General features: G+C 65.1%; 22 protein-coding genes. 14 read left to right on the top strand and 8 right to left on the bottom strand.

The annotated features are described in order from the left end of the window. Nucleotides 1-34: 34 nt before the first annotated feature. The 3 genes from AC1DYL_RS15025 to AC1DYL_RS15015 form a co-directional block, all read right to left on the bottom strand. Nucleotides 35-916 carry a carbohydrate ABC transporter permease gene (locus AC1DYL_RS15025; protein ID WP_477158380.1) on the bottom strand — a complete coding sequence of 294 codons (882 nt, stop codon included), beginning with the start codon at nucleotides 914-916 and terminating at the stop codon, nucleotides 35-37. Further along, nucleotides 913-1,833 carry a carbohydrate ABC transporter permease gene (locus AC1DYL_RS15020; protein WP_477173777.1) on the bottom strand — a complete coding sequence of 307 codons (921 nt, stop codon included), beginning with the start codon at nucleotides 1,831-1,833 and terminating at the stop codon, nucleotides 913-915. The genes AC1DYL_RS15025 and AC1DYL_RS15020 overlap by 4 nt, the downstream gene beginning before the upstream one ends. Nucleotides 1,834-1,907: 74 nt before the next feature. Continuing rightward, nucleotides 1,908-3,233, bottom strand: coding sequence for an ABC transporter substrate-binding protein (locus tag AC1DYL_RS15015; protein ID WP_477173776.1), 1,326 nt, complete (start codon nucleotides 3,231-3,233; stop codon nucleotides 1,908-1,910). 257 nt (nucleotides 3,234-3,490) lie between these two features. Between AC1DYL_RS15015 and AC1DYL_RS15010 the strand changes: the two genes are divergently transcribed. Beyond that, nucleotides 3,491-4,141 carry a GntR family transcriptional regulator gene (locus AC1DYL_RS15010; RefSeq protein WP_477173775.1) on the top strand — a complete coding sequence of 217 codons (651 nt, stop codon included), beginning with the start codon at nucleotides 3,491-3,493 and terminating at the stop codon, nucleotides 4,139-4,141. 13 nt (nucleotides 4,142-4,154) lie between these two features. Here the strand turns inward: AC1DYL_RS15010 and AC1DYL_RS15005 are convergent, their stop codons facing one another. Beyond that, entirely contained in the window at nucleotides 4,155-4,604 is a 450-nt protein-coding gene (locus AC1DYL_RS15005; protein ID WP_477173774.1) for a hypothetical protein, read from the bottom strand. Nucleotides 4,605-4,801: 197 nt separating this feature from the next. On the opposite strand from AC1DYL_RS15005, the gene AC1DYL_RS15000 reads away from it, so the two are divergent. The 10 genes from AC1DYL_RS15000 to AC1DYL_RS14955 all read left to right on the top strand — a co-directional run bounded on the left by AC1DYL_RS15000 (nucleotide 4,802) and on the right by AC1DYL_RS14955 (nucleotide 14,565). Further along, nucleotides 4,802-5,605, top strand: coding sequence for an ATP-binding cassette domain-containing protein (locus AC1DYL_RS15000; protein ID WP_477173773.1), 804 nt, complete (start codon nucleotides 4,802-4,804; stop codon nucleotides 5,603-5,605). 64 nt (nucleotides 5,606-5,669) lie between these two features. After that, nucleotides 5,670-6,719 carry a sugar ABC transporter substrate-binding protein gene (locus AC1DYL_RS14995; RefSeq protein WP_477151928.1) on the top strand — a complete coding sequence of 350 codons (1,050 nt, stop codon included), beginning with the start codon at nucleotides 5,670-5,672 and terminating at the stop codon, nucleotides 6,717-6,719. A gap of 78 nt (nucleotides 6,720-6,797) precedes the next feature. Beyond that, nucleotides 6,798-7,787, top strand: a complete 990-nt coding sequence (locus tag AC1DYL_RS14990; RefSeq protein ID WP_477151927.1) for an ABC transporter permease — start codon at nucleotides 6,798-6,800, stop codon at nucleotides 7,785-7,787. Next, the gene (locus AC1DYL_RS14985; RefSeq protein WP_477173772.1) at nucleotides 7,784-8,788 is read left to right on the top strand and encodes an ABC transporter permease; all 1,005 of its coding nucleotides are present in this window, start codon (nucleotides 7,784-7,786) and stop codon (nucleotides 8,786-8,788) included. Before AC1DYL_RS14990 ends, AC1DYL_RS14985 begins: the two co-directional genes overlap by 4 nt. Before the next feature lie 35 nt (nucleotides 8,789-8,823). Next, nucleotides 8,824-10,017 (top strand): enolase C-terminal domain-like protein, encoded by a 1,194-nt coding sequence (locus AC1DYL_RS14980; protein WP_477173771.1) that lies wholly within the window; start codon nucleotides 8,824-8,826, stop codon nucleotides 10,015-10,017. A 17-nt stretch (nucleotides 10,018-10,034) separates the two neighbouring features. Next, nucleotides 10,035-10,823, top strand: coding sequence for an IclR family transcriptional regulator (locus tag AC1DYL_RS14975; protein WP_477173770.1), 789 nt, complete (start codon nucleotides 10,035-10,037; stop codon nucleotides 10,821-10,823). Between the two features lie 11 nt (nucleotides 10,824-10,834). Next, nucleotides 10,835-11,146 carry an L-rhamnose mutarotase gene (locus AC1DYL_RS14970; RefSeq protein ID WP_477173769.1) on the top strand — a complete coding sequence of 104 codons (312 nt, stop codon included), beginning with the start codon at nucleotides 10,835-10,837 and terminating at the stop codon, nucleotides 11,144-11,146. Nucleotides 11,147-11,160: 14 nt separating this feature from the next. Then, nucleotides 11,161-12,069 (top strand): dihydrodipicolinate synthase family protein, encoded by a 909-nt coding sequence (locus AC1DYL_RS14965; RefSeq protein ID WP_477173768.1) that lies wholly within the window; start codon nucleotides 11,161-11,163, stop codon nucleotides 12,067-12,069. 1 nt (nucleotide 12,070) lies between these two features. Beyond that, nucleotides 12,071-13,102 carry an aldo/keto reductase gene (locus tag AC1DYL_RS14960; RefSeq protein ID WP_477173767.1) on the top strand — a complete coding sequence of 344 codons (1,032 nt, stop codon included), beginning with the start codon at nucleotides 12,071-12,073 and terminating at the stop codon, nucleotides 13,100-13,102. 110 nt (nucleotides 13,103-13,212) lie between these two features. Further along, nucleotides 13,213-14,565, top strand: a complete 1,353-nt coding sequence (locus AC1DYL_RS14955) for a metal-dependent hydrolase family protein (RefSeq protein ID WP_477173766.1) — start codon at nucleotides 13,213-13,215, stop codon at nucleotides 14,563-14,565. A gap of 12 nt (nucleotides 14,566-14,577) precedes the next feature. On the opposite strand, the gene cydX is transcribed toward AC1DYL_RS14955, so the two are convergent. Genes cydX through AC1DYL_RS14940 form a run of 3 tightly spaced genes read right to left on the bottom strand, consistent with a single transcriptional unit; the run spans nucleotide 14,578 to nucleotide 17,459 of the window. Further along, entirely contained in the window at nucleotides 14,578-14,712 is a 135-nt protein-coding gene (cydX, locus tag AC1DYL_RS14950; RefSeq protein WP_477151919.1) for a cytochrome bd-I oxidase subunit CydX, read from the bottom strand. Between the two features lie 12 nt (nucleotides 14,713-14,724). Continuing rightward, the gene (gene cydB / locus AC1DYL_RS14945; RefSeq protein WP_477173765.1) at nucleotides 14,725-15,873 is read right to left on the bottom strand and encodes a cytochrome d ubiquinol oxidase subunit II; all 1,149 of its coding nucleotides are present in this window, start codon (nucleotides 15,871-15,873) and stop codon (nucleotides 14,725-14,727) included. 11 nt (nucleotides 15,874-15,884) lie between these two features. Then, nucleotides 15,885-17,459: a cytochrome ubiquinol oxidase subunit I gene (locus AC1DYL_RS14940; RefSeq protein WP_477173764.1), complete on the bottom strand. Its 1,575-nt coding sequence runs from the start codon at nucleotides 17,457-17,459 to the stop codon at nucleotides 15,885-15,887. A gap of 141 nt (nucleotides 17,460-17,600) precedes the next feature. Between AC1DYL_RS14940 and cydD the strand changes: the two genes are divergently transcribed. The 3 genes from cydD to AC1DYL_RS14925 all read left to right on the top strand — a co-directional run bounded on the left by cydD (nucleotide 17,601) and on the right by AC1DYL_RS14925 (nucleotide 22,341). Further along, nucleotides 17,601-19,340: a thiol reductant ABC exporter subunit CydD gene (cydD, locus tag AC1DYL_RS14935; RefSeq protein WP_477173763.1), complete on the top strand. Its 1,740-nt coding sequence runs from the start codon at nucleotides 17,601-17,603 to the stop codon at nucleotides 19,338-19,340. Next, nucleotides 19,337-21,004 (top strand): thiol reductant ABC exporter subunit CydC, encoded by a 1,668-nt coding sequence (gene cydC / locus AC1DYL_RS14930; protein WP_477173762.1) that lies wholly within the window; start codon nucleotides 19,337-19,339, stop codon nucleotides 21,002-21,004. Before cydD ends, cydC begins: the two co-directional genes overlap by 4 nt. Nucleotides 21,005-21,474: 470 nt before the next feature. Next, entirely contained in the window at nucleotides 21,475-22,341 is an 867-nt protein-coding gene (locus AC1DYL_RS14925; RefSeq protein ID WP_477173761.1) for an NAD(P)-dependent oxidoreductase, read from the top strand. Nucleotides 22,342-22,372: 31 nt separating this feature from the next. On the opposite strand, the gene AC1DYL_RS14920 is transcribed toward AC1DYL_RS14925, so the two are convergent. Then, nucleotides 22,373-22,864 carry a hypothetical protein gene (locus AC1DYL_RS14920; RefSeq protein WP_477151912.1) on the bottom strand — a complete coding sequence of 164 codons (492 nt, stop codon included), beginning with the start codon at nucleotides 22,862-22,864 and terminating at the stop codon, nucleotides 22,373-22,375. Nucleotides 22,865-22,960 lie beyond the last annotated feature (96 nt).

The raw sequence follows: 22,960 nt of genomic DNA, 5'->3' as shown, positions 1-22,960 counted from the left end.
TGTTCCTGTTGGCTTGAGATGTGTCGCCGGGTGTTCAGCCCTTGACCGATCCCTCGGTCATGCCCGCCACCATGAAGCGCTGGGCGACGAAATAGAGGATCATCAGCGGCACCGACGAGATCACCGCGCCGGCCATCAAAGGCCCCCACGGCAACACGTCGCTGGTGATGAGATAGTTGAGCGCCAGCGGCGCGGTGCGCTGGCTTTCGGAGGTGATGAGGACGAGTGCGAAGAGCAGTTCGTTCCACGCCCCGGTGAAGGTGAAGATGGCCACCGCCGCGATACCCGGCGCCGAGAGCGGCAGGACGATGCGGATCAGCGCGCCGAAGCGACTGAGCCCATCGATCATTCCCTGTTCCTCGAGCTCGCGCGGCACGCCGCGGAAATAGCCCTGCAGCAGCCAGGTGGAGAGCGGCAGCGAGAAGGTGAGATAGACCAGCACCAGCCCGACCAGCGAATTACCCAGGTGCAACTGCGCCATGACGATCGACAGCGGGATGAACAGCAGCGAACCGGGCGTCAGGTAGGCGAAGAGGATCAGCCGCCCGAACACGCCACGGAAGCGGTAGCGGAAGCGCACCATCGAGTAGGCGGCGAAGGACGAGATGGTCACCGAGATCAGCGTCACGATGGTCGAGACGATCAGGCTGTTGCGGATGGCGAGGAGGAAGCCGCCGTCGGCGAGGAGCTTCGAGAAATTGTCGAGCGTGAAGGTCTTCGGCCACAGCGAGGGCACGCGGTAGATCTCGCGCGGCAGCTTCAGCGAGGTGATGATCATCCAGTAGATCGGGAACAGCACCAGCAGCACGGCGATGGCAAGGACGAGATAGCTGAGGCCGCGGCCGATCCACAGGCGGCGCAGTGCGGTGTTCGGGCTGGAGGCGGCGGGCGCCACGACGTCTGCGAGGGTGGTCACTCTTCCCTCCGCATCATCAGCGAGGTGGCGAAGAGGACGAGGATGGCGAGCACCGGCAGCATGTAAACCGACACCGCGGCGGCCTCACCGATGCGCTGAGTCTGCATGCCGAAATAGGCCAGCACTGGGAACACCATGGTGGCGTCGGACGGGCCGCCGGCCGTGAGCAGCCAGACGTGCTCGAAGCCGTTGGCGGTCCAGATCGAACTCAGCAGCGTCGTCACGATGATCACCGGCAGGATGCCCGGGAGGGTAACGTTCCAGAAGCGCTGCCAGACATTGGCGCCATCGACGATGGCCGCCTCGTAGAGCTCCTTGGGCACCGATTGCAGGGCGGCGAGCAGGGAAACGAACCAGAACGGGAAGCCGCGCCAGACCGAGGCGGTGATCACCGCGCCCATGGCGGTGGAGCGCGAGCCGAGCCAATCGACCACATGCGGGTAGAGGCCGGTCTGCGTGAGGATGAGATTAATGCCGCCGCCGATCGGCTGGTACAGCACGCGCCAGGTGAGGAAGGCGACGAAGGCCGGCATCGCCCAGGGCAGCATCAGGAACGAGCGGAAGATGCCGCGGCCGGGGAGTTTCTGGTGGACGAGCAGCGCGAGGCCGAGCCCGATGCAGAGCTTCAGTCCGTCCGATACCAGGACGATGACGATGGTGTTCCAGATGGCGCTCCAGAACGTCGCCGTGCCGGCGAGATACTGGAAATTCTTGAACCCGATGAAGTTGCCGACGCTGCCGATCACCTGGTCGGTGAACGACACCCAGATGGCAAAGAAGAACGGATAGGCGACGAGGCCGATGATCAGGAAGATCACCGGGGCGACCAGCGCATAGGCGAACAGCTTGATCCGGAAGCCGCCCCCGAAGCGGCGGCGGGAAGGGGGACCTGGCTCCTGATCGATCGCCGCTGTCATGCGTTCTCTGTCCTCGATGCGGAAGAAGCCCGCGGATGGCGCGAGGCCATCCGCGGCAGGGAGGAACTACGGGATCAGTATTTGTCGTAGATCGCCTGGGCCGAGGCTTGCGCCTCATCCATTGCCTTGTCGAAGTCCCAGCCGTCGACGACCACGCGCTGCGCCATCTTCGGGATGACGAAGTTGGAGCCGACATCGACATAGGCGGCGTTGAGCACGTCCGGGTAAGCCGGCGCAGTACCCGCCTTGGCGAGGCCGAGCAGGCCCGTGAGGATCGTGTTCTTGCCATCGAAGGCGGCCAGTTGCTCCTGGTTCTTCAGCACCGGGCCATAGATCGCCACGTTGAAGTAGGCGTTCATGAACTCGGGGCTCGACAGGTGCTCGAGCAGGGCCTTCGCCTCATCCTGATTGGCGCTGCCCTTGGTGATGGCACGCGTCTGCGGGGTGATCGGCGAGACCTGGCCCTTCGGACCGGCCGGCAGCGGCGAAAAGGCGCTGGCTTCGAACAGCTCCGGATCGTCCTTCTTCGCGGCAATGCCGACCGAGCCGGTATTGGCGATGAAGGCGGCCTGGCCCGAGAGATAGGCCTGGTTGTCGCCGGCCCCGTCCCAGGTGGTGGCGCCGGGCGGGAACAGGCCCTTGTCCCAGGCATCCTTCAGCCAGGTCAGGTAGGTCCGGGTTTCCTCGGACTTGATGGTGACTTTCTTGCCAGCGTCATCGGCGATACGTCCGCCATAGGACTGCAGCACGTTCACCTGCACGTTGGCATCGCCGACATTGGAGAGCGCAAGGCCGAGGCCGGAGACCGGCGGGGCGTTGACGGCAGTGGCCTGGGTGACCAGTTCTTCCCAGGTCTTGGGGGCTTCGGTGAACCCTGCCGGCTCTAGCAGGTCCTTGCGGCGGAGCAGCAGGTTGCCGTTGACGCCGAAGGGCAGGCCCGTGCGGCCACCGGCGATCGCTGTGGTGTCGGTGGCCCGATCCGGACCCTCGAACCAGCCCCCCTGGGCTTCGCCGACCTTCTTGTAGAGGTCGTCGATGGTGATGAACTGGTCCTGCCGCGACAGCAGCAGCAACAGGTCGAGGCCGACGTCGAGCGCGTCGGGCATGGTGTTGGAAGCGACCGCCGCCGACACTTTCTGCACCGTCTCGTTCTGGTTGATCATCACCACCTCGGTGGCAACGCCGTTGGCAGCGCCCCACGCCATGATGGTGTCGGTAAGCAGCTTGTTGGCATCATCCGAGAAGATCAGTCCGCCCCAGTAGGTGAGCTTCTTGCCCTGCGCGATGGCAGGCATTGGAAAGCCGCTGGCAGCGGCCAGCGCGAGGCCGCTCGCGGCGGTCGTCAGCACGCGGCGGCGCGACCAGCCGGACGTCTTCTGGGTGTCGGTTTTGTTGGTCATGGGCTCTCCTCCAAGATGAGCTCGTTGCGGCTTGGCAATTGGAAAGAACGGTGCCGGACCAATCGCCCGGGCGATCAGTTTCGGTGGGCGGCCCGCCTCCCTGCGGGATCCCGATTTGAGTGGAGCGGGAAGGGCCAAAACGGCCAGCCGCTCACAGTTTTCTCGCTGCGCTGGCTTTTAAATATATTTAATAGCGCTATTAAGAGCGTATTATGCGGTTCAAACCGCTGTCAACGTGCGCGGGATAGGAGAAAAGGATGAGGGGGGAGATCGAGAATGCCGGATACATGGCATTCTTCGACGCGCTGGTTGCGGGGCGGCTGAAGCTCGGCCAGACGCTGACGCAGGACGAGCTGTGCAAGGTGCTGGGGCTGTCGCTGTCGCCGATGCGCGAGACCACGACGTTGCTCGAGGCCGAGGGGCTGATCACCGTCCGCCGCAAGGTCGGGATCACGATCTTCTATCCGGACGTGAAATTCGTCGGGAACTGCTTCCAGTTCCGCGGCCTGCTCGAGCGCGAGGGGCTGCGCAAGTTCGCCCAGACGGTGACGCCGGAGTGGACCACGACGATGCGCAACGAGCATGTCGAGATCATCGACTTCGTTCGCCGGGTGAACGAGATCGAGCGCTACCGCATCCCGGTGAAGCTGCTGGAGCGGAAGTTCCACGACACCTTCGTTGCGGCTTTCGACAACGACCAGATCCGCGTCAACTACGCCCGGCTGACGCAGAAGATGTACCTGCTGCGGCTGCACAACCTCAACGCGGTCGGGCCGGCCAACACGGTGACCTCGATGGAGGAGCACTTGGTGATCATCGACGCGCTGAAGGCAGGAGATGTGGACGCTGCGTGTGACGGGTTGGACCGACATTTGCAGGGCGTGTTGCACCGGGTGCTGACGACGTGAGACCTCTGCGCTCCTAGACTGCGTCGTCGACCGTTCGCCTGCTGCCGCGCCTGAGGTTGGCTTCGTGGTCGTGCAGCACCACGAGCACTGCGGTGATCAGTCCTGCGAACAATCCGGCGAGCAGTCCGATCATCATGCTGTCCTGGATGCCCATCACCTGGCCGATGCTGCTGGTGGCAAGCCCAGCCGCGACGGCGGTGACGAAGGCCCCGACCCAGACCGATAGCGGCGCGTTGCGTTCGCGGTCGCTGAGGAAGAACTGCGGCAGCGATCGCCCCAGATAGCGGCGGATCAGGATCTCGGCGGCCACGGCGACGAAGGCGGCGACGATGCCGACCGACGCCCGTCCGGCATCAGTATCGGCAAACATCGCACCGATCAGCACGCCGATAAGCGTGCCGATGATTACCGTGACGATAATGTAGGCTGTTACTTCGTAGCGAGACTTCGATGGACTTGGCATTCCGCACTCCAGTCACTCGCGCTCCTCTCAAATACTAGCCTGAACTATAGCCTCGGACAATGGCGACGCCGGCGCCTCTCATCCGCAAGTCGAATCTCGGTCCCCGTTGACAAGCACCGACACCGGCGCTTAGCTGTCCCTAATATGAAACGCTCGTTCCAATATTGGAACACAGAGAAGCGTTGGGAGGAAGGCTCATGGGGAACGAGGCGCACTCGCCTGTCCTTGAGGCACGCAATATTTCGCGGCATTTCGGTGCGGTCGTGGCGCTCGCTGATGCATCGCTGCAGCTCTATCCGCGTGAAGTGGTGGGGCTGGTCGGCGACAACGGCGCCGGCAAGTCGACGCTACTGAAGATCCTCTCCGGCATCCTCACCCCGTCGGGTGGCGAGATCGTCATCGACGGCAGGCCGGTGGTGCTGAAGCGCGCCCAGGATGCCATGGATGCGGGGATCGAGACGGTCTACCAGGACCTCGCGCTGGTCGACACCATGTCGGCCTACCAGAACGTCTATCTCGGCCGCGAGGAGCTCTCGAAGAACCCGATCGCCCGGCTGTTCAACCTCGTCGACGACAAGCAGATGCGCGAGCAGGCTCGCCAGGTGCTGGACTCGCTGAAGGTGAAGGTGCCCTCGATAAACGTGTCGGTGAAGGGCATGTCGGGCGGCCAGCGCCAGTGCCTCGCCATCGCCCGCGCCCTGCTCTGGGGCCGCCGCATCGTCATCCTCGACGAGCCCACCGCGGCGCTCGGCGTGCGCGAAACCGGGCAGGTGCTCGAGGTGATCCGGAGCCTGCGCGAGCAGGACGTCTCGGTGATCATCGTCAGTCACAACATGCAGCAGCTGATGAGTGTTGCCGACCGCATCACCGTGATGCGGCTCGGCCGTTCCATTGCAACCCGCACCGTCAAGGACACCGAGGTCAACGAGATCGTCGGACTGATTACCGGCGCCATCCCCGGCGATTCCGCCGAGGCGCGCGCTGCGCAAGCTGCGGCCTGAGGCAACAAGCCCGGGGCCGCAAACACGATCGCATTCCACGTTACCGCAAAGGGAGGAGACCATCTTGCGTAACTCAGCACGTGCATTCGCCATCATGGCGCTATCGATACCCGCGCTCATCGGCTTCGCTGGTGTCGCTCAAGCTCAGGACAAGTTCAAGCTCGGCATGATGGTGGGTGGCAACACCTGCTGCGAGTGGATGAAGGCGCAGGGCGATGTCGCCCGGGCGCTGGCCGAGAAAATGGGCTGGGACTATGTCGAGCTCAGCAATAACAACGACCCGGCGACGGCACTGAAGAACGCCCAGATCATGGTGCAGGAAGGCGTCGACGCCGCCATCCAGTTCAACGGCCAGCCCTCGACCAACCCGGCCATCAGCGCCGTGATGAAGGCCGCCAATATCCCGATCGTCACCTATGACATCGCCGATCCCGGCATGTATTTCGTCGGCATCGACAACCTCGCGGCCGGCATTGCCGGTGGCGAGCAGCTCGGCAAGATCATGAAGGAAAAGTGGAACTGCGAACCCGACCTGGTGATCTCATCCGAGGGTGCCGGCGCCGGCATCGTCAATGAATGGCGCACCGGCGGCATGCGCACAGGCGTCAAGAACATCTGCCCGGACATCCCGGCGGAAAAGTACATCTCGTTCGAGGGTAGCGGCGACGCAGCAGTCGCTCTGCCGGCGGCCCGCGATCTGCTTGCCGCCAACCCCAACGCGGTCAAGATGGCCGTGGTCGGCATCAACGACGGCGGCGTGCTCGGCCTGATCAATGCCGCCGAACAGCTCGGCCGCGCCGATGAAGTCATCGGCTGGGGCCAGGACGGCGCCTTCATCACCGGCGACAACGTTAACCCGCACCTCGCCGGGTCGGTGTTCTACTTCCTCGAAGGCTACGCCGTTTACGCCATCAAGGACGTTATCGGGCCGATTGCCGAAGGCAAGGAAGTTGCCCTCAAGGCCGATGCCGGCGATCCGGCGTCGAAGGTCCAGCCGTGCCCGGTCTCGGCCGAGCAGGCCAAGGCCGTGCCGGATATGGCCGAGCGTGTGACGCAGCTGCTCGCCGCCCCGGCCGGCACGACGGAATACGACCTGTTCTGCCCCAATAAGTAAGCTCGCCCAATAGCGGCAGCCGGCGATCCTCGATTGCCGGCTGCCGGCCTCTGTCTTTCAGCCGCTCAGGAAGCGCCAATGTCCATGGACCGCGCCATCGATGCTACGCCTGCCCCGACCGCGCTCGGGGTCCGGTTCCAGGGCTGGGGCACGGCAATAACGCTGGTCGCGGTGTGGGCACTGCTGATTGCCGCCACCGGCATCTACCGGCCGGATTTCTTCGCCCACCAGACGGTGCTGGCCATCGCCTTCACCATGTCCATCGTCGGCGTGCTTGCCATCGGCCAGGGCATTATAGGCATCTCCGGCGGCTTCATCGACCTGAGCCAGCCAGCCGGCCTCATCCTCACCAGCCTTGTCGCCGTTCGCCTGTCGGAAGCCGGCCTGCCGCTGCCGTTGGTGTTTGTCGGCTCGGTGCTGGTCGGCATGGCATGGGGCGCATTCAACGCCGCAATCGTCGTTTTCGCCAAGCTCAACCCCGTGATCGTGACGCTGGCCACCAACTTCATCGGCCTCGCAGCGCTCTATCTCGTCTTCCAACTCGCCCAGGTGCCCAATGGCAGCGAAATCTACCACATGGGCCGCGCCAGCTTCCTTGGCCTGCCGGTCATCTGGTGGCCGATGCTGGTGCTCATCGTCATCGTCGGTTTCCTAATGCGCTTCACCCGATACGGGCGCCGCATCACCGCGGTTGGCGGCAACCGGTTTGCGGCACAAGCACGCGGCATCTCGCTAAAGAAAACCCGGTTCGCGACCTTCATGGCGGCCGGTGGGTTCGTCGGCTTTGCTTCGGTGCTGTTCGCCTCTGCCGCCGGCCCGTTCAACCCCAGTTCCGCTAGCACCTTACAGCTCAACGTGATCGCCGCTGTCATCCTTGCGGGGATCTCACTCGCCGGTGGGCGCGGCAGCTTCTGGATGCTGCTGCTCAGCGTCGGGTTCTTGTCCACCATCCCGACCTCGCTCGTCTTCTTCGGGCTCTCGTCCGATACCCAATCCATCTTCCAGGGCATTCTGCTGATGATCGCTGTGGCCATTGACGGCTATCGGGCGCGGAGGGGCACGCCATGACCGACACCGCCGCTGCAAGCCGCACGCTGCCCGCACACCTGCCGCACCACCCGATCCGCGACGCGCTGACCGGGTCGGTAGCGAGCATCGCCTTCACCTTCATCGCGGTGATCGCCGTCGGGCTGATGTGGATCGGGCCGAAGTTCGTCTCCTTCGGCAACGTCTCGATCATCGGCAGCTTCCTCATCGTGCCGCTGGTCGTCGGGGCGTTTTCGGGTTTTGCCCTGCTCGCCGGCGTGGTCGACCTGTCGATCGGCTCGATCGTCGGGATTTCGGCGGCGATTTTCGCCTGGCTCATCACCCATGGCTGGGGCATCTGGCCCGCCGCGGGTGCGACGCTCTCGATCTGCCTCGTGATCGGCGGCCTGAACGCACTGGCCATCGTGCGGTTCGGCGCCGATCCGATCGCTGCGACGCTGGGCATGCTTACGGCACTGCGCGGCATCACCTGGGTGCTATGCGGCAACCAGCGCATGATCCCGGCCTTCGACATCGACTTCTTCACCCTGATCAACCAGCAGGTCTTCGGCCTGCCGCTGTTCTTCCTGCTTGCCATCGTGCTGACGCTGATCGCCGCGGTGGTCGTCACCAAGACGCGGGTCGGCCGCCACGTGCAGGCGGTTGGTGGCGACGACCGCGCTGCAGCACGCGCCGGTATTTCGGTCAGGGGCGTGCGGACCGCGGCGCTGCTGTTCAGCGCTGTTGGTGGCGGGCTAGGCGGAATGATCTATGTCGGCCAGCTCGGCAGCGCCGCCGGTGCGACCGGTCTCGGCCTTGAGTTCCAGGTCTATGCCGCGCTGATGATCGGCGGCTACTCGATCCTGCGCGGCGGGGTCGGCAACCCGGTGGGCGGGGCGCTTGGCCTGCTCGCCGTGGCCGGGGTCGCCAACATTCTCGATCTGGGGCGCATCAGCCCCTACTACGTGAACATCATTGTCGGCCTGCTGCTGCTTGCCGCGGTCCTGCTCGACCGCCTGCGCGGCGGCGACGCCTACGAATAATAACCAGCTATCACTCGATCCAAGGATACTGTGCCGTGAAGATCTCGGACATCACCATCAAGTCGTTCCGCACCTATGCCGACCGCTGGGATGTCGGCCACGCGCTGCCGCTGCCCAATACGCAGATGATGCAGACCGTGCTCACCATCCACACCGACGAAGGCGTGGTCGGGCACTATCTCGGCGGCGGTTCGCACGGCGACAACGAGGGCCTGAACGTCGTCGACCAGCAGCAGATCCTGTGGCGCATCAAGGACCTGCTCGTCGGGCAGGACCCGATGGATCGCGAGATGATCTGGAAGTGGATGTGGGTCGCCAACGTCCAGGAGAATGTCGCTTCGGTGATCGACAACGCGCTTTGGGATCTCGCAGGACGCTACACCAACCTGCCGGTTTACAAGCTGATGGGCGGCGCCGGGCGCGAGAAGGTGAAGGCCTACGCCTCGACCTACCCCAATATCGGCAAGCCGCACGTCTATGCCGAGCACGCGCTCGCCTGCAAAACCGAGGGCTACCAGGCCTACAAGATCCATCCGCATTACTTCTGGAACCCCGAGACCGGCACCCCGACGCCCGGCCGCCCGTCCAACATCAAGGCCGATATCGAGACCTGCCACCTGGTGCGCGAGGCGGTGGGCCCGGACTACGTGCTGATGTTCGATCCGTGGGGCACCTACATGACCATGGAAGAGGCGATCCAGGTCGGCCGCGAGCTCGAGAAGCTCAACTTCTACTGGTACGAGCACCCGATGCCGGAATACCGGACCGAGAGCTACGTGCGGCTTTCCCGCGAGCTGTCGATTCCGATCCTGTCGCCAGAGATCATCGCCGGCGGCGTGTTCTCGCGCGCCGAGTGGATCCTGCGCGGGGCCGGTGACATGAGCCGCATCGACGTGGTCCGCGGCGGCATTACGGGTGCGCGGAAGACCGCCATCGTCGCCGAGGCCTATGGGCTGCGCTGCGAAATGCACATGGCCGGCTGGGGCAACCTGCAGGTGATCGGCGCGACCTCGGAAGATACGTCCGAGTATTACGAGAAGGGCCTGCTCGCACCGGGCGTCGATTACGACGCGCCGCATCCCTACCTCAAGAACACTGTCGATAAGATCGATTCCGAGGGCTACGTGCACCTGCCGAAGGGCGCTGGCATGGGCTACGAAATCGAGTGGGACTACATTGACGACAATCTGATCGAACCCAACGCCACGACCAAGAAGACCCACTGGTAACGAGCTAGCGAGGCCCTATGTCGAGCATCACCCGGTCAGTCCAGGCCATGGACCTTCTTGCACGCAAGGGTCCGCTGGGAGTGCGCGCCGTGGCGCAGCAGTTGCAGCTGCCGCTCGGCTCGGTGCACCGGATGCTGCTAGATCTCGCCGAGGAAGGGGTGGTCGACCGCACCCCTTCGGGCGAGTGGGAACTGTCGTTCCGGCTGCTCGAAATCACCGGGCTGCAGCTCGAGCGCATCGACCTGCCGCGGCTCTGCCGGCCGTTCGCTGAGCAAATCGCCGAGGCGACCAAGGAGACGGTCAACGTCAATGCGCTGAGCGGCCTCAATGGCGTCTGCATCGACAAGGTGCGCGGCAACGAGGGCATGCAGCTCGACCTCCGCATCGGCTCGCGTGGGCCGCTCAACTGCGGTGGTGCGGGGAAGGCGATGCTCTCATACATGCCCGAGGAACGGCGCGAGGAGGTCTACACTCACCCGCTCCCGGCGCTCACCAGCCACACCATCGTCGATGCCAACAAGCTGCGCGAGGAGATCGGGCGCATCCGCGAGCGCTTCTACTCGATCGACGACCAGGAAGTGGTGATGGGCGTCTACTGCGTCGCCGTGCCGTTGCTCGATCGTTCGGGCCATTCGGTGGGCGCGATGAGTGTCACCGGGCCATCGGTGAAAAAGCCGGGCGGCGACAACGTGATGCCGATCGTCGCGCAGCTCTGGAACGCCTGCGAGCATGTGAGCCGCCGGCTTGGATATGCCGGTGAATGGCCGCCGGCCGCCGCTTCAGCGGCAGCCCGCCTCGCCGGCTAAGGAGAAGACTTGTGGTTCACCTCGCCTGGATGATGAAGCTGAAGCCCGGCAACGAGGCGATCTACAAGCAGAAGCACGACGAGATCTGGCCCGAGATGCTCGCGGCCATGAAGCGCGATGGCGTGCGAACCTTCTCGATCTACCGCAACGGGCTCGACCTCTTCGCCTACATGGAGCGCGACAGCGAACCGGTTCCCGGCACGCCGATCAGCGACCTCACCTGGCGCTGGTGGGAGATGATGGCGCCCTACATGGAAACCAATCCTGATTTCTCGCCGGTGCAACGCCCGGTCGAGGAAATGTTCAACTTCGAAAATCGCTGAAAGAGCTATTGTCCATGAGTTCGGCTGCCATCAGGGGCGTAGTGCCCATTCTCGTCACACCCTTTCATCTCGATGGGTCGATCGACGAGGGGAGCCTTTCGCGCCTGATCGACTTCAACATCGAAGCTGGGGTGCATGGCCTTGGGGTGGCGCTGGGCAGCGAGGTGTTCAAGTTCAACGAGGCCGAGCGGGCGCAGATCACCCGCGCCACGATCGAGGCGGTGAATGGCCGGGTGCCGGTCATCATCAACTCGGGTGCCGCCGGCACCGACCTTGCGGTGTTCTACTCGAAGGCAGCGGAAGCGGCCGGGGCTGACGCGCTGATGGTGATCCCACCCTCGTTTATGCCGGTCAGCTCGGAGGAGATTTTCGACTACTACAAGGCGATCGATGCGGCTGTCGGTGTTCCGATCATCCTGCAGGACGTGCCGCAGGGGCCGATCTCGCCCGGACTGGCGCTCCGCATCGCCGACACCTGCAAGAACGTCAGATACATCAAGGTCGAAACCGTGCCGGTCACCGGCAAGGTGCAGGCCATGGCCGACGCGGTCGGCGATCGGCTGACCATTTTCGGTGGCGCCGGGGGCAGCTACTTCATCGAGGAATTGCGGCGCGGCGCCCACGGCACCATGCCGTTCTGCAGCCAGCCGGCCGATTTTGTCGCGGTGTGGGACGCCTTCAAGAAGGGCGACGAAGCCACGGCGCGCGTGCACTTCGATGCGACGATCATGGCGGTGAACCGGCTCGGCAACCAGGGCGGCGACATCTTCTACGCCATCCACAAGCAGCTGCTGGTGCGCCGCGGCATCATCCGCCACGCACTGGTCCGCAGCCCGACCACGGCAATCGACCCGATCACACAGCGCGAGATCGACGAGTTGCTCGCGACCATCGTGCCGACGCCGGTTGCCTTTGGAGCCTGAGATGGACCCGTTCAAGCTGCGCCGGCTCGGCCGGACCAATCTCGAGCTGCCGCAGCTCGGGTTCGGTGGCGCAGCCTTCGGCAACATCTTCAACGTGATCCCGGATAGCCAGGCCGATGCCACCATGGACGCGGCCTGGGAGGCGGGTGTGCGCTTCTACGATACCTCGCCCTGGTACGGCCGCGGGCTCAGCGAACACCGCACCGGGCGCGGGCTGTACCTCCGTCCACCGGGTGAGGCGATCGTTTCGACCAAGGTCGGCCGGGTGTTGTTCGCGCCCGACGATGTCGCGGCTTTCGAGGTCAGCGAGCGGAGCTGGCCCAACGGGCTGAAATTCGAGCACCGGCACGACTACACCTATGCCGGGGTGATGCGCAGCTACGAGGACAGTCTGCAGCGGCTGCGGCTCAACCGCGTCGATCTGCTGGTCATTCACGACCTCGACCTCGCCAATCTCGGCTCCGAGGAGCTGGTGGCAAAGCACCTCGACGAGCTCGATGCCGGCGGCGGTATGCGTGCGTTAAGCGAGCTGAAGGCGGCGGGGCTGATCAAGGCGATTGGCGCGGGGGTCAACCGCATGGGCACCATCCCGCGCTTCCTCGAACGCTTCGATCTCGATTTCTTCCTCGTGGCGTTGCCTTACACGCTCGCCGAACAGCCGGTGCTGGATACCGAGTTTCCGCTTTGCGAGGCGCGCGGCGTCGGTGTGATCATCGGTGGTGTCTTCGCCTCCGGGATCCTCGCCACCGGCCCGGTGCCTGGCGCTCGTTACAACTACCAGATCGCCAATGAGGAACAACTGGCCCGCATCGGCCGCGTGCAGGCGGTGTGCGAGCGGCATGACGTGCCGCTGGCCGCTGCCGCGCTGCAGTTCACCCTGCATCATCCGATCGTCGCCTCGGTGATCCCGGGCGGGTTCCATCCGGATCACCCACGCCGCAATGTCGAGAGCATGCGCGTGCCGGTGCCCGACCAGCTCTGGGCAGAGCTGAAGCACGAGGGCCTGTTGCGCCCCGATGCGCCGACGCCGTAGCCGCGCCCGCCTGCAATCAGCAGAAAAATTGAGTCAACATCTTTGGCAATGGTCTGATATGTAGTTAATGTCGACCGATGCACGTTGGATCGCACATTACGCATGTGGAGATGAAGATGTTCAAAAAGATATCGATATCTATCGTCTGCGGCATTGCATTTGGAATTGCGACAACATTGCTGACGGTGCCGGCAATTGCGCAAGTCACCAGCGCCACATTGTACGAAAACGTACGAATATTGGACGGAACGGGCGACGCGTTGACGGAGCCCAGCAATGTGCTGGTCCGCGACGGCGTTATCGAAACCATCTCCGCCGATGCGATAACCGCCGACGACGCCACGGTGATCGACGGCGATGGCCGGGTGCTGATGCCGGGCCTGATCGACGCGCACTGGCACGCCATGCTCGTCCGGTCGACGCCCGAGGAAGGTCTTAACAACGACTCCGGCTACACCACCCTGCAGGCCGCCGCGGAGGCCGAGGCGACGCTGATGCGCGGCTTCACCACCGTGCGCGACATGGGCGGCTACAGTTTTTCGCTGAAGCGCGCCATCGATGAGGGGCTCGTCGCAGGTCCCCGGATCTATCCCTCAGGCGCCATCATCAGCGTCACCAGCGGCCACGGCGATTTCCGCCAGTTGCACGAGTTGCCGCGCCGGCCCGGTGAATTGAGCCGGATGGAAGAGCTCGGCATGGCGATGATCGCCGACAGCCCTGATGAAGTGCGGATGCGGGCACGTGAGCAGCTGATGCTGGGTGCCTCGCAGATCAAGCTGACGGCGGGAGGTGGCGTTGCATCGCCCTTCAGCCCCCTCGACGTCTCGACCTTCACCAGCGAGGAACTGCGCGCCGCGGTGGAGGCGGCGGAGAACTGGGGCACCTACGTGGCGGTGCATGCCTATACGTCCGAGGCGATCGAGCGCAGCCTGGCGGCCGGCGTAAAGGTCATTGAGCACGGCCATCTGATGAATGAAGCCGACGCGAAGGCGATGGCCGAAAAGGGCGTCTGGCTCTCGACCCAGCCGTTCGATTCGAGTTTCGAGGAGGGCACCCCGCTTTCCGACGAGAGCCGCCGGCAGCTCCGCCAGGTGATCAGCGGTACCGACCGCATCTATGGCTGGGCCAAGAAGTATGGGATCAAGACCGCCTTCGGCACCGATGTCCTGTTCTCGCCCGCCATGGCGCAGATGCAGGGGCACATCCTGACGCTGCTCACCAACTGGTACACCCCGGCCGAAGCGCTGGCGATGGCCACCGGCACCAACGGCGAACTGCTGCAGCTGACCGGCCTCCGCAACCCCTATCCGGGCAAGCTCGGCGTCGTCGAGGAAGGCGCGCTGGCCGATTTGCTGCTGGTCGATGGCGATCCGCTCGAGAACATCCAGCTGGTGGCCGATCCCACCAACTTCGTGGTGATCATGAAGGCCGGCAAGATCTACAAGAACACTCTCGCGCCCTAGCCGGCCTTTCCGTCAGGTGGCCGGACGCGTGTCGTCCGGCTTCGCCTTGGCGTTGTTCGCGTCCTCGCGGAACTCGAACCACATGGCGTTGAGGATGCCAAAGCTGCAGGCGAGGCCGACGCCGAGGATCCAGGAAAAATACCACATCGGAGGGGCTCCCTAATAAGCGTTGGGGTTGCGGCCGAAGCTCTGCGTCGTCACCGGCCCGCGCATCACCCGGTAGACCCAGCCGGTATAGGCGAGGATGATCGGCAGGAAGACGATCGTGGCGCATAGCATGACGAAGAGCGTCAGCTGGCTCGACGACGCATCCCACACCGTGAGGCTCGATTCCGGATCGAGCGACGAAGGCAGCAGGAACGGGAACAGTGTCAGTCCAGCCGTGACGATGATGCCGGTGATCGCAGCGCTGGAGCCGAGTATGCTCACAATTCCAGCGCGGGCGCCGAGCCCCCACCAGGCGACAAAGCTGCCGAGCAGCGCCGGGATCGGCGCTACCGCCATCCACGGCATCGCGGCATAGTTGGCGCGCCAGGCGCCGGCCTCGATGACCACGTCCTTGCCGAGCGGGTTCGACGGGGCGAACGGCTCCGGTGTACTGGCGAGCCGGAAGCCATCCATCCCGTACGCGGCGTAGAGCCCGCCGAGGACGAACAGCACGATGGTGGCAAGCGCCGCCCAGCGGCCGTAACGGCGGGCCCGCGCCGCTATCTCGCCCTCGGTGCGTCCGGCGATGACGGTGGCGCCCTGGGTCACGATCATCGCGAGGCTCAGCAGCCCGGCGAGCAGCGCGAACGGGGTGAGGAGGCCGAAGAAGTTGCCCGAATAGGTGATGCGCAGGGTGGTATCGACCTGGAATGGCACGCCGATCAGCACGTTGCCGACCGCGATGCCCAGCACCACCGATGGCACGAAGCCGCCGATGAACAGCGCAGTATCCCACACGGCGCGCCAGCGCGGATTGCTGACCTTGCCGCGGAACTTGAAGCCGACCGGCCTCAGGATCAGCGCCAAGAGGATGACGATCATGGCAATGTAGAAGCCGGAAAAGCTCACTGCATAGAGCGGCGGCCAGGCGGCGAAGATCGCGCCGCCGCCAAGGATCAGCCACACCTGGTTGCCCTCCCAGGTGGGTCCGACGAGGTTGATCAGGACGCGGCGCTCTTCATCGGTGTGGGCGACGAAGGGCAGCAGTGCGCCGACGCCGAGATCGCGGCCGCCCATGATGGCAAAGCCGATGAGGAGGATGCCGAGTAGCGCCCACCACAGGATGCGCAGCGTCTCGTAGTCGAGAGGAATAGTGCTCATCTGGCTGCTCCTTACTTGGCGGGAATGACGGTGGCCGTTTCGACCGGCTCGACCGACTGATCGAAGTTCAGCTTGTCGGATGGGCCATGCTGGATGGTGCGCACCATCAGCCAGATCATGACGACGAGCAGCGCGGTGTAGAGCACCATGAAGAAGCCCAGCGAGATGACGAGGTCCGAGAAGTGGAGGCCCGAGGCGGCATAGAAGGTGGGCAATACGCCCTCCACCACCCACGGCTGTCGACCGTACTCGGCGATGAACCAGCCCGACTCGATGGCGATCCAGGGCAGCGGCAGCACGGCCACAGTGATCCACAATAGCCAGCGCGGCCTCTCAATGCGGTTGGTCGAGGCCTTCCAGAACCACAGCGCGAAGAACGCGATGAAGAAGAACCCAGCGCCCACCATGATGCGGAAGCTCCAGAACAGCGGCCAGACGTCGGGTACGGTGTCGAGCGCCGCCTGGGCGATCTCCTCGCCGGTGGCGTTCTCGACATCCGGCCGGTACTTCTTGACCAGTAGCGCATAGCCGAGGTCGGCCTTGCGCTCGTCGAAGATCCCCCGCGCCGTCGCGTCATTGGGGTCGGCCTGGATCGCGTTCAGCGCCTTGTAGCCCTCGATGCCGCTGGCGATGCGCAGCGCCGCGTGCTCGGTCAGCTCGGTAATCCCCGGCAGGTCGCGATCGAGCGAACGGGTGGTGATGAGGCCGAGCACCCACGGGAACTGCACCTCGAAGGCAGGCCGTCCGTCGCTGCCTGGAATGGCGAACAGGGTGAGCGCGGCCGGGGCCGGCTCGGTCTCGTACATCGCCTCCATCGCGGCGATCTTCATCTTCTGGTGCTCGGTCGCGACATAGCCCGACTCGTCGCCGAGGACGACCACCGACAGCGCGGAGGCGAGGCCGAAGCTGGCGGCGACCACCATCGAGCGCTTGGCCAATTCAACGTGCTTGCCACCGAGGAGGAAGATGGCGCTGACGGCGAGCACGAAGATCGAGCCGCAAACATAACCGGCCGAGACAGTGTGGACGAACTTCGCCTGCGCCACCGAGTTGAACAGCACCGCCATGAAGTCGGTGACTTCCATGCGCATGGTGTCGGGGATGAAGGCCGCGCCCACCGGGTTCTGCATCCAGCCATTAGCGATCAAAATCCACAGCGCCGAGAAGTTTGCGCCCAGCGCCACCAGCCAGGTGACGGCGAGGTGGGTCACCGGCTTCAGCCGGTCCCAGCCGAAGAAGAACAGCCCGACCAGCGTCGCCTCGAGGAAGAAGGCCATCAGCCCTTCCATGGCGAGCGGCGCGCCGAACACGTCGCCGACATAGTGGCTGTAGTAGCTCCAGTTCATGCCGAACTGGAATTCCATCACGATGCCGGTGGCGACGCCCATCGCGAAGTTGATGCCGAACAGCACGCCCCAGAACAGTGTCGCCTTGCGCCAGACGACCCGCCCGGTCATCACGTAGACGCTCTCCATGATGGCCATGATGAAGGAAAGGCCGAGGGTGAGTGGTACGAACAGAAAGTGGTACATCGCTGTCGCAGCGAACTGGATGCGCGACAGATCGACGACGATGGGATCGACCATGGGGAATGCCTCGTGTTGTCCGGCTGTCGCCGGCATGCTTGCCGCAATAGCTGCATTCGCGTCGCATCGCGTTGATCCAGATCAACGCAACGCCGCGCTACTATTACTTATGCTAGGAGACCTTCTCCAGACGGAAGCTTGATGGAAGATAAGGCTCAAATTGCCGCACAGGGTCGCTGGCTGAACCGCCTCGCGGCCGTCGACAGGCCGTTGCTTGCGGCAGTCCTCGGCTTGCCGCTGCTCGCCGGTGCCTTGTTGGTGGCGCAGGCCCTGGTGCTGGCGGCGCTGCTGCATCGGGCCATCGTCGAGGCGGCAGGGCCGGCGACGCTGATCCCGCAGGTGCTGCTGCTCGCGACGATCCTCATGATCCGCATCGGGCTCGGCACGGTTGGCGAAATGGCGGCCGTGCAGTTCGGCGAAGCGATCAAGCAGCGGCTGCGCGCCGGGTTGGTGTCGGATTTGCTGCGCCGCTCGCCGACCTGGACCGCGTCGAAAAGTTCTGGCGCGCTGTCGAGCACCGTCCTGGAGCAGGTCGAGGCGCTGGATGGCTATTTCACCCGCTATCTGCCCGCGATGGTGCAGGCGGCGATCCTGCCGGTTGCGTTTGCCGCCATCGCTTTCTCGGTCGATTGGATCGTCGGGTTGCTATTCCTGATTTCGGCGCCACTGATCCCGGTGTTCATGGCGCTGGCCGGCTGGGGTGCCGAAGCGGCGAGCCGTTCGCAGGCGAGTGCCCTGAACCGGTTGAGCGGCCGCTTCGCCGACCGGCTGCGCGGGCTGGTGACGCTGAAACTGTTCGGGCAGGACGAGGCGGAGACGGCGCGGGTGCGGCTGGCGTCGGAAGAGCTGCGGGTCCGCACCATGCGGGTGATGCGGATCGCATTCCTCAGCTCGGCGGTGCTCGAGTTCTTTGCCGCGCTCGGGGTCGCCGGCGTGGCGCTGTACGTCGGCCTCACCTTCCTCGATCTGGTGACCGTGCGCGGCACCGAACTCACCCTGCAGGCCGGCTTGTTCTGCCTGCTGATGGCGCCCGAGGTATACCAGCCGCTACGCCTCCTCGCCGCCCACTACCACGACCGCGCCTCGGCCAGGGCGGCCGCCGCCGCGATCGAGCAGGAGTTCGATGCATTGCCGGAGGCGGCGCCGCCGGCCGTTGACGCAACTCCGGCGATTGGATCGAGCGGGGCGGCGACGCTCGAACTCAGTGGCGTGACGATTGCCGATCCCAGCGGCCGGCCAGTGATCGAAGCGGCAGATCTGCTGCTCGAGCCAGGCGCGCAAATCGCCATCCTCGGCGCCAGCGGCATCGGCAAGTCGACGTTGCTCGAAGCCATCGCCGGGTTGCGTGAGTTCACCGGCGATATCCGCATCGACCTCCACCCACTCGCCGCCGTCGCCGAGCCCGACCTGCGCAGGCGCGTCGCCATGCTCGGCCAGCGCCCGCGCCTGTTTGCCGGCAGCATCGCCGACAATATCCGGCTCGGCCGCCGGGATGCTGACCACGCGGCGGTCCGGCTGGCTGCGCAGCAGGCGCGCGTAGCCGATTTCGCGGATGCACTACCCGAAGGATTGGCGACGCGGCTGGGCGAGGACGGACTTGGGCTGTCCGGCGGCGAGATCCAGCGGATTGCGCTGGCGCGCATCTACCTCCGGGATCCCGGCCTGGTGCTGCTCGACGAGCCGACCGCCCATCTCGATGCTGCAACCGAGGCGCTGGTGCTCGATGGGCTCGCGGAGTTCGCGGCAGGTCGCACGCTGATCGTCGCCACCCACTCGCATGCCGTCGCCGCGCGCATGGACAAGGTGTTCCGCATCGCCGGCGGCAAGCTGCTCCCTGCGCCCAAACCGGTGGTCGCCCACCGCACTATGGGGGCGGCATGAAAGCCATTCTCGCCTTCGCCCCGCTATTCGCCCGGCTGAAGAGGCCGATGCTACTGACCCTGCTGCTGTCGCTGCTGACGCTTGCAGCGGGCATCGGGCTATTGGGATTGTCGGGCTGGTTCCTCACCGCGGCGGCACTCAGCACCCTGGGCTCGGCCTTCAACATCTTCGCCCCGTCGGCAGGGGTGCGTGGCCTCTCGTTCATCCGCATCCTGTCGCGCTACGGCGAAAAGCTGAGCGGCCACGACATGACGCTGCGGCTGCTCTCCGATCTCCGGGCCTGGCTGTTCGCAAGACTGTTCCCGCTGGTGCCGCTGGGCCGCCGCTTCGGCCGCGGCGATCTCGTCAGCCGGTTGCTGGCCGATGTCGAAGCGCTCGACACGCTGTTCCTCGTCGGGTTGGGTCCGATTAGCACCGCCGTGCTGGCCGGGCTGGCGATGACCGTCGTCCTCGCCTGGCTGCTGCCCGGCGCGGCGGTGGTCTATGCGCTGCTGTTCTTCGCAGCTGTGCTGTTGGTACCGGTCGGCCTGGTGCTGGCCTCGCGAGCTGTCGGCGCCGAGGTGGTTGCTGCTGGTGCAGCGCTGCGGCGGTTGGTGCTCGACGGCATCGATGGCCACCAGGACCTCGTGCTGTTCGGCGCGCGCGGCGAGGCGATTGCGAGCTCGGGGCAGGCGGCTGATCGATTGTCCGGCGCGCGACGTCGCCTCGGGCTACACGCGGCAATTGCCGCGGCGCTGGTGCAGCTATTGGCCGGCGCCGCGTTGATTGGCACCGTGGTCGCCGGCTTCGGCGCCCTTGAGGCGCAGCAGATCGGCGGCCCGCTGCTGGCCGGCTTGCTGCTCGCTATCATTGGCAGCTTCGAAGCCTCGGCCTTGCTGGTGCGCAGCGCCACCCGTCTCGCCGGCGCGGCTGCCGCCGCCGATCGGCTGCAGGCCATCGCCACCAGCGCACCGGCGATCACCGAGCCCGCGACGCCCCTGCCGATTCCGCCGGGCGGATCGGTGCAATTCGAAGCCGTCCGTTTCGGCTACGACCCGACCCGCCCGATCGTTGACGACCTGAGCTTCTCCATCCGCACGGGCGAGTGTGTGGCGATCGCCGGCCCAAGCGGCGCGGGCAAGTCCACCATCGCGCAACTGCTGCTCCGCCTCGCCGATCCCGATGCCGGCACCGTCCGCCTCAACGGCAGCGACCTCCGCGATCTGGCGGGGGCCGACCTGCGCAAGTGCATTGCGCTGATGACGCAGGATGCACCGGTATTCCTCGACACCATCCGCGCCAACCTCCGCATCGGGCGCGACACTGCCGGCGATGCGGAGCTCTGGCACGTGCTCGAAGCCGTGCACCTCGCCGATTTCGTCCGCGCCCTGCCGGCGCAACTCGATGCCGTCGTTGGCGAGGCCGGCCGCACCTTGTCGGCCGGGCAGGCGCGCCGCATCTGCCTTGCCCGCACCCTGCTGTCGGAAGCCGATGTCGTGGTCTTCGACGAGCCGACCAGCGGCCTCGATTTCGAAACCGAGTCCGCCTTCCTTGCCGAACTGCCCGTGCTGACCCGCGGCCGCACCGCCATCGTCATTACCCACGCCGCGGTGCCCCCAAGCTTCACGCGCGTGCTGGAACTGCGTGCCGGCAAGCTGTCCGAACGCCGTCACGCGGCGGTCTAGCCGCAGCGCACCCGGAGCGAGGCGAGATCGTCCACCTCGATGGTGCGGTTGTTGGTGATGCCGATCGTCCCGAGCTGGCGCAGCTTGGTCAGCTGCCGCGACACTGTCTCAACGCGGCGCGGCCGTGGTGAGGTTTGTCGCACGCGGCAATCAGTCCCGGGGGCCAGGTTTGGCGTACCACAGCACCCAGGCCAGCGTGCCCATCAGCAGGCTGAAGGCGATGATCACGGCGGTAACGACGATGATGGCTTCGGGCGGCATTGGGCGGTCCTTGCTTGAAGGGGCCAAGGCCATCATGCGCAACGACGGATCGCTTTGATCCAGATCAAAAGTCCCGCCGCTTCCGTCACTTAGCCGGTGCGTGTCGATAACCGACTATCGGACCGGTTGAATGTCCGGCGCCAATTGCAGATGGTGCGGCAGCGCCCGCCTCGGCGCCACTCTCCGCAGACAGCAAGGACGGACGACAAATGGTGAAAGCAGCATTCCTCGGGCTCGGCGTGATGGGCTATCCGATGGCGCGCCATTTGCAGGCCAAGGGGCACGAGGTCACCGTTTACAACCGCACCACCGCCAAGGCCGAAAAGTGGGTTTCGGAGCATGGCGGGAAGCTCGCGAAAACGCCCGCCGAGGCCGCCGAGGGCCAGGACATCGTGTTCGCCTGCGTCGGCAACGACAATGACCTGCGCGAAGTAGCGCTGGGCGACAATGGCGCCTTCAAGAGCGTTCGCAAGGGCGCGATCTTCGTCGATCACACCACAGCGTCCGCCGGCGTCGCGCGCGAACTGCACGCTGCCGCTACCGCAGCCGGCTTCGGCTTTCTCGATGCCCCGGTATCAGGTGGCCAGGCCGGCGCGGAGAATGGTCAGCTCACCGTGATGGTCGGCGGCGACCAGCCGGTGTTCGACGCAGCGCAGCCCACCATCATGAGCTTTGCCCAGGCAGCCCGGTTGCTTGGGCCGCCCGGCGCCGGCCAGCTCGCCAAGATGATGAACCAGATCTGCATTGCCGGCGTAGTGCAGGGCCTCGCCGAGGCCATCCATTTCGGCAAGCAGTCGGGCATGGATATCGAGGCGGTGATCGACGTGATCTCGAAGGGCGCGGCGCAGTCCTGGCAGATGGAAAACCGCTACAAGACCATGAATGCCGGCAAGTTCGATTTCGGCTTCGCCGTCGACTGGATGCGCAAGGACCTCGGCATCGTGCTCGAGGAAGCCCGCGCCAATGGTGCCAAGCTCCCTCTGACGGCGCTCGTCGATCAGTTCTACGCCGAAGTACAGGCAATGGGCGGCAGGCGCTGGGATACCTCGAGCCTGCTCGCCCGGCTCGAGCGCTGAGCGCGCTCGAGTCCTGTCGCGTCGTGTCGGATTACCGGGCGAACGGCACCGAGGCAGTGAGGACCTGGCCGGAATCGTTGAACTCGACCTCGAAGTCGACGGTGATGGAGCCGCCATTCAACAGGATGCGCGAACCGATGCGGACATCGTTTCCGCCGCGATCCTTCTGCTTTTCGCGCAGGTCGAAACTGACCGTGTCGCCAGCGATGCGCCCAACGGCAACGCCGGTAAAGCCAGCGTTCGAGCTCATCGCCGCCTGGTAGCGCTGGGCCTTGTCGTCGTAGGCAATCGTGCCGCTGACTGACAGCGTCATGTCGACCAGGCTGCAACGGCCGGCGTAGTTGATCTTGTTCAGGTTACCCTTCGATATGCCAAGCCGGCACTTGAACGGTTCAGGGTTCTGGCCCCCGACCAGCGCTCCCGTGCCCTTCCAGTCGCCGACATAGGACTCCAGCAGTTCTACCGGCCCGGCCAACGCCGGCCCCGTCAGGGCCATCGCTGCCACGGCTACGGCTGCTTGCAAATGCCGTCTCATCTTCACACGCCCTCCATCGGCGCACCGCGTCCCCAAGAACACCGAAATCTGTAAGCGACCGGGTATTCAGCTCGGTTCCATTTT

The sequence above is a fragment of the Devosia sp. P1_H9 genome (genome assembly GCF_056405135.1).
This window is presented reverse-complemented; position numbering and strand designations above follow the sequence as displayed.

Bases quoted from the DNA above. Each gene is read 5' to 3' on its own strand.
- AC1DYL_RS15020 (WP_477173777.1), bottom strand. From the start codon at position 1,833: ATGACAGCGGCGATCGATCAGGAGCCAGGTCCCCCTTCCCGCCGCCGC.
- AC1DYL_RS15015 (WP_477173776.1), bottom strand. From the start codon at position 3,233: ATGACCAACAAAACCGACACCCAGAAGACGTCCGGCTGGTCGCGCCGC.
- AC1DYL_RS15010 (WP_477173775.1), top strand. From the start codon at position 3,491: ATGAGGGGGGAGATCGAGAATGCCGGATACATGGCATTCTTCGACGCG.
- AC1DYL_RS15005 (WP_477173774.1), bottom strand. From the start codon at position 4,604: ATGCCAAGTCCATCGAAGTCTCGCTACGAAGTAACAGCCTACATTATC.
- AC1DYL_RS15000 (WP_477173773.1), top strand. From the start codon at position 4,802: ATGGGGAACGAGGCGCACTCGCCTGTCCTTGAGGCACGCAATATTTCG.
- AC1DYL_RS14990 (WP_477151927.1), top strand. From the start codon at position 6,798: ATGTCCATGGACCGCGCCATCGATGCTACGCCTGCCCCGACCGCGCTC.
- AC1DYL_RS14985 (WP_477173772.1), top strand. From the start codon at position 7,784: ATGACCGACACCGCCGCTGCAAGCCGCACGCTGCCCGCACACCTGCCG.
- AC1DYL_RS14975 (WP_477173770.1), top strand. From the start codon at position 10,035: ATGTCGAGCATCACCCGGTCAGTCCAGGCCATGGACCTTCTTGCACGC.
- AC1DYL_RS14965 (WP_477173768.1), top strand. From the start codon at position 11,161: ATGAGTTCGGCTGCCATCAGGGGCGTAGTGCCCATTCTCGTCACACCC.
- AC1DYL_RS14960 (WP_477173767.1), top strand. From the start codon at position 12,071: ATGGACCCGTTCAAGCTGCGCCGGCTCGGCCGGACCAATCTCGAGCTG.
- AC1DYL_RS14955 (WP_477173766.1), top strand. From the start codon at position 13,213: ATGAAGATGTTCAAAAAGATATCGATATCTATCGTCTGCGGCATTGCA.
- cydX (WP_477151919.1), bottom strand. From the start codon at position 14,712: ATGTGGTATTTTTCCTGGATCCTCGGCGTCGGCCTCGCCTGCAGCTTT.
- cydB (WP_477173765.1), bottom strand. From the start codon at position 15,873: ATGAGCACTATTCCTCTCGACTACGAGACGCTGCGCATCCTGTGGTGG.
- AC1DYL_RS14940 (WP_477173764.1), bottom strand. From the start codon at position 17,459: ATGGTCGATCCCATCGTCGTCGATCTGTCGCGCATCCAGTTCGCTGCG.
- cydD (WP_477173763.1), top strand. From the start codon at position 17,601: ATGGAAGATAAGGCTCAAATTGCCGCACAGGGTCGCTGGCTGAACCGC.
- cydC (WP_477173762.1), top strand. From the start codon at position 19,337: ATGAAAGCCATTCTCGCCTTCGCCCCGCTATTCGCCCGGCTGAAGAGG.
- AC1DYL_RS14925 (WP_477173761.1), top strand. From the start codon at position 21,475: ATGGTGAAAGCAGCATTCCTCGGGCTCGGCGTGATGGGCTATCCGATG.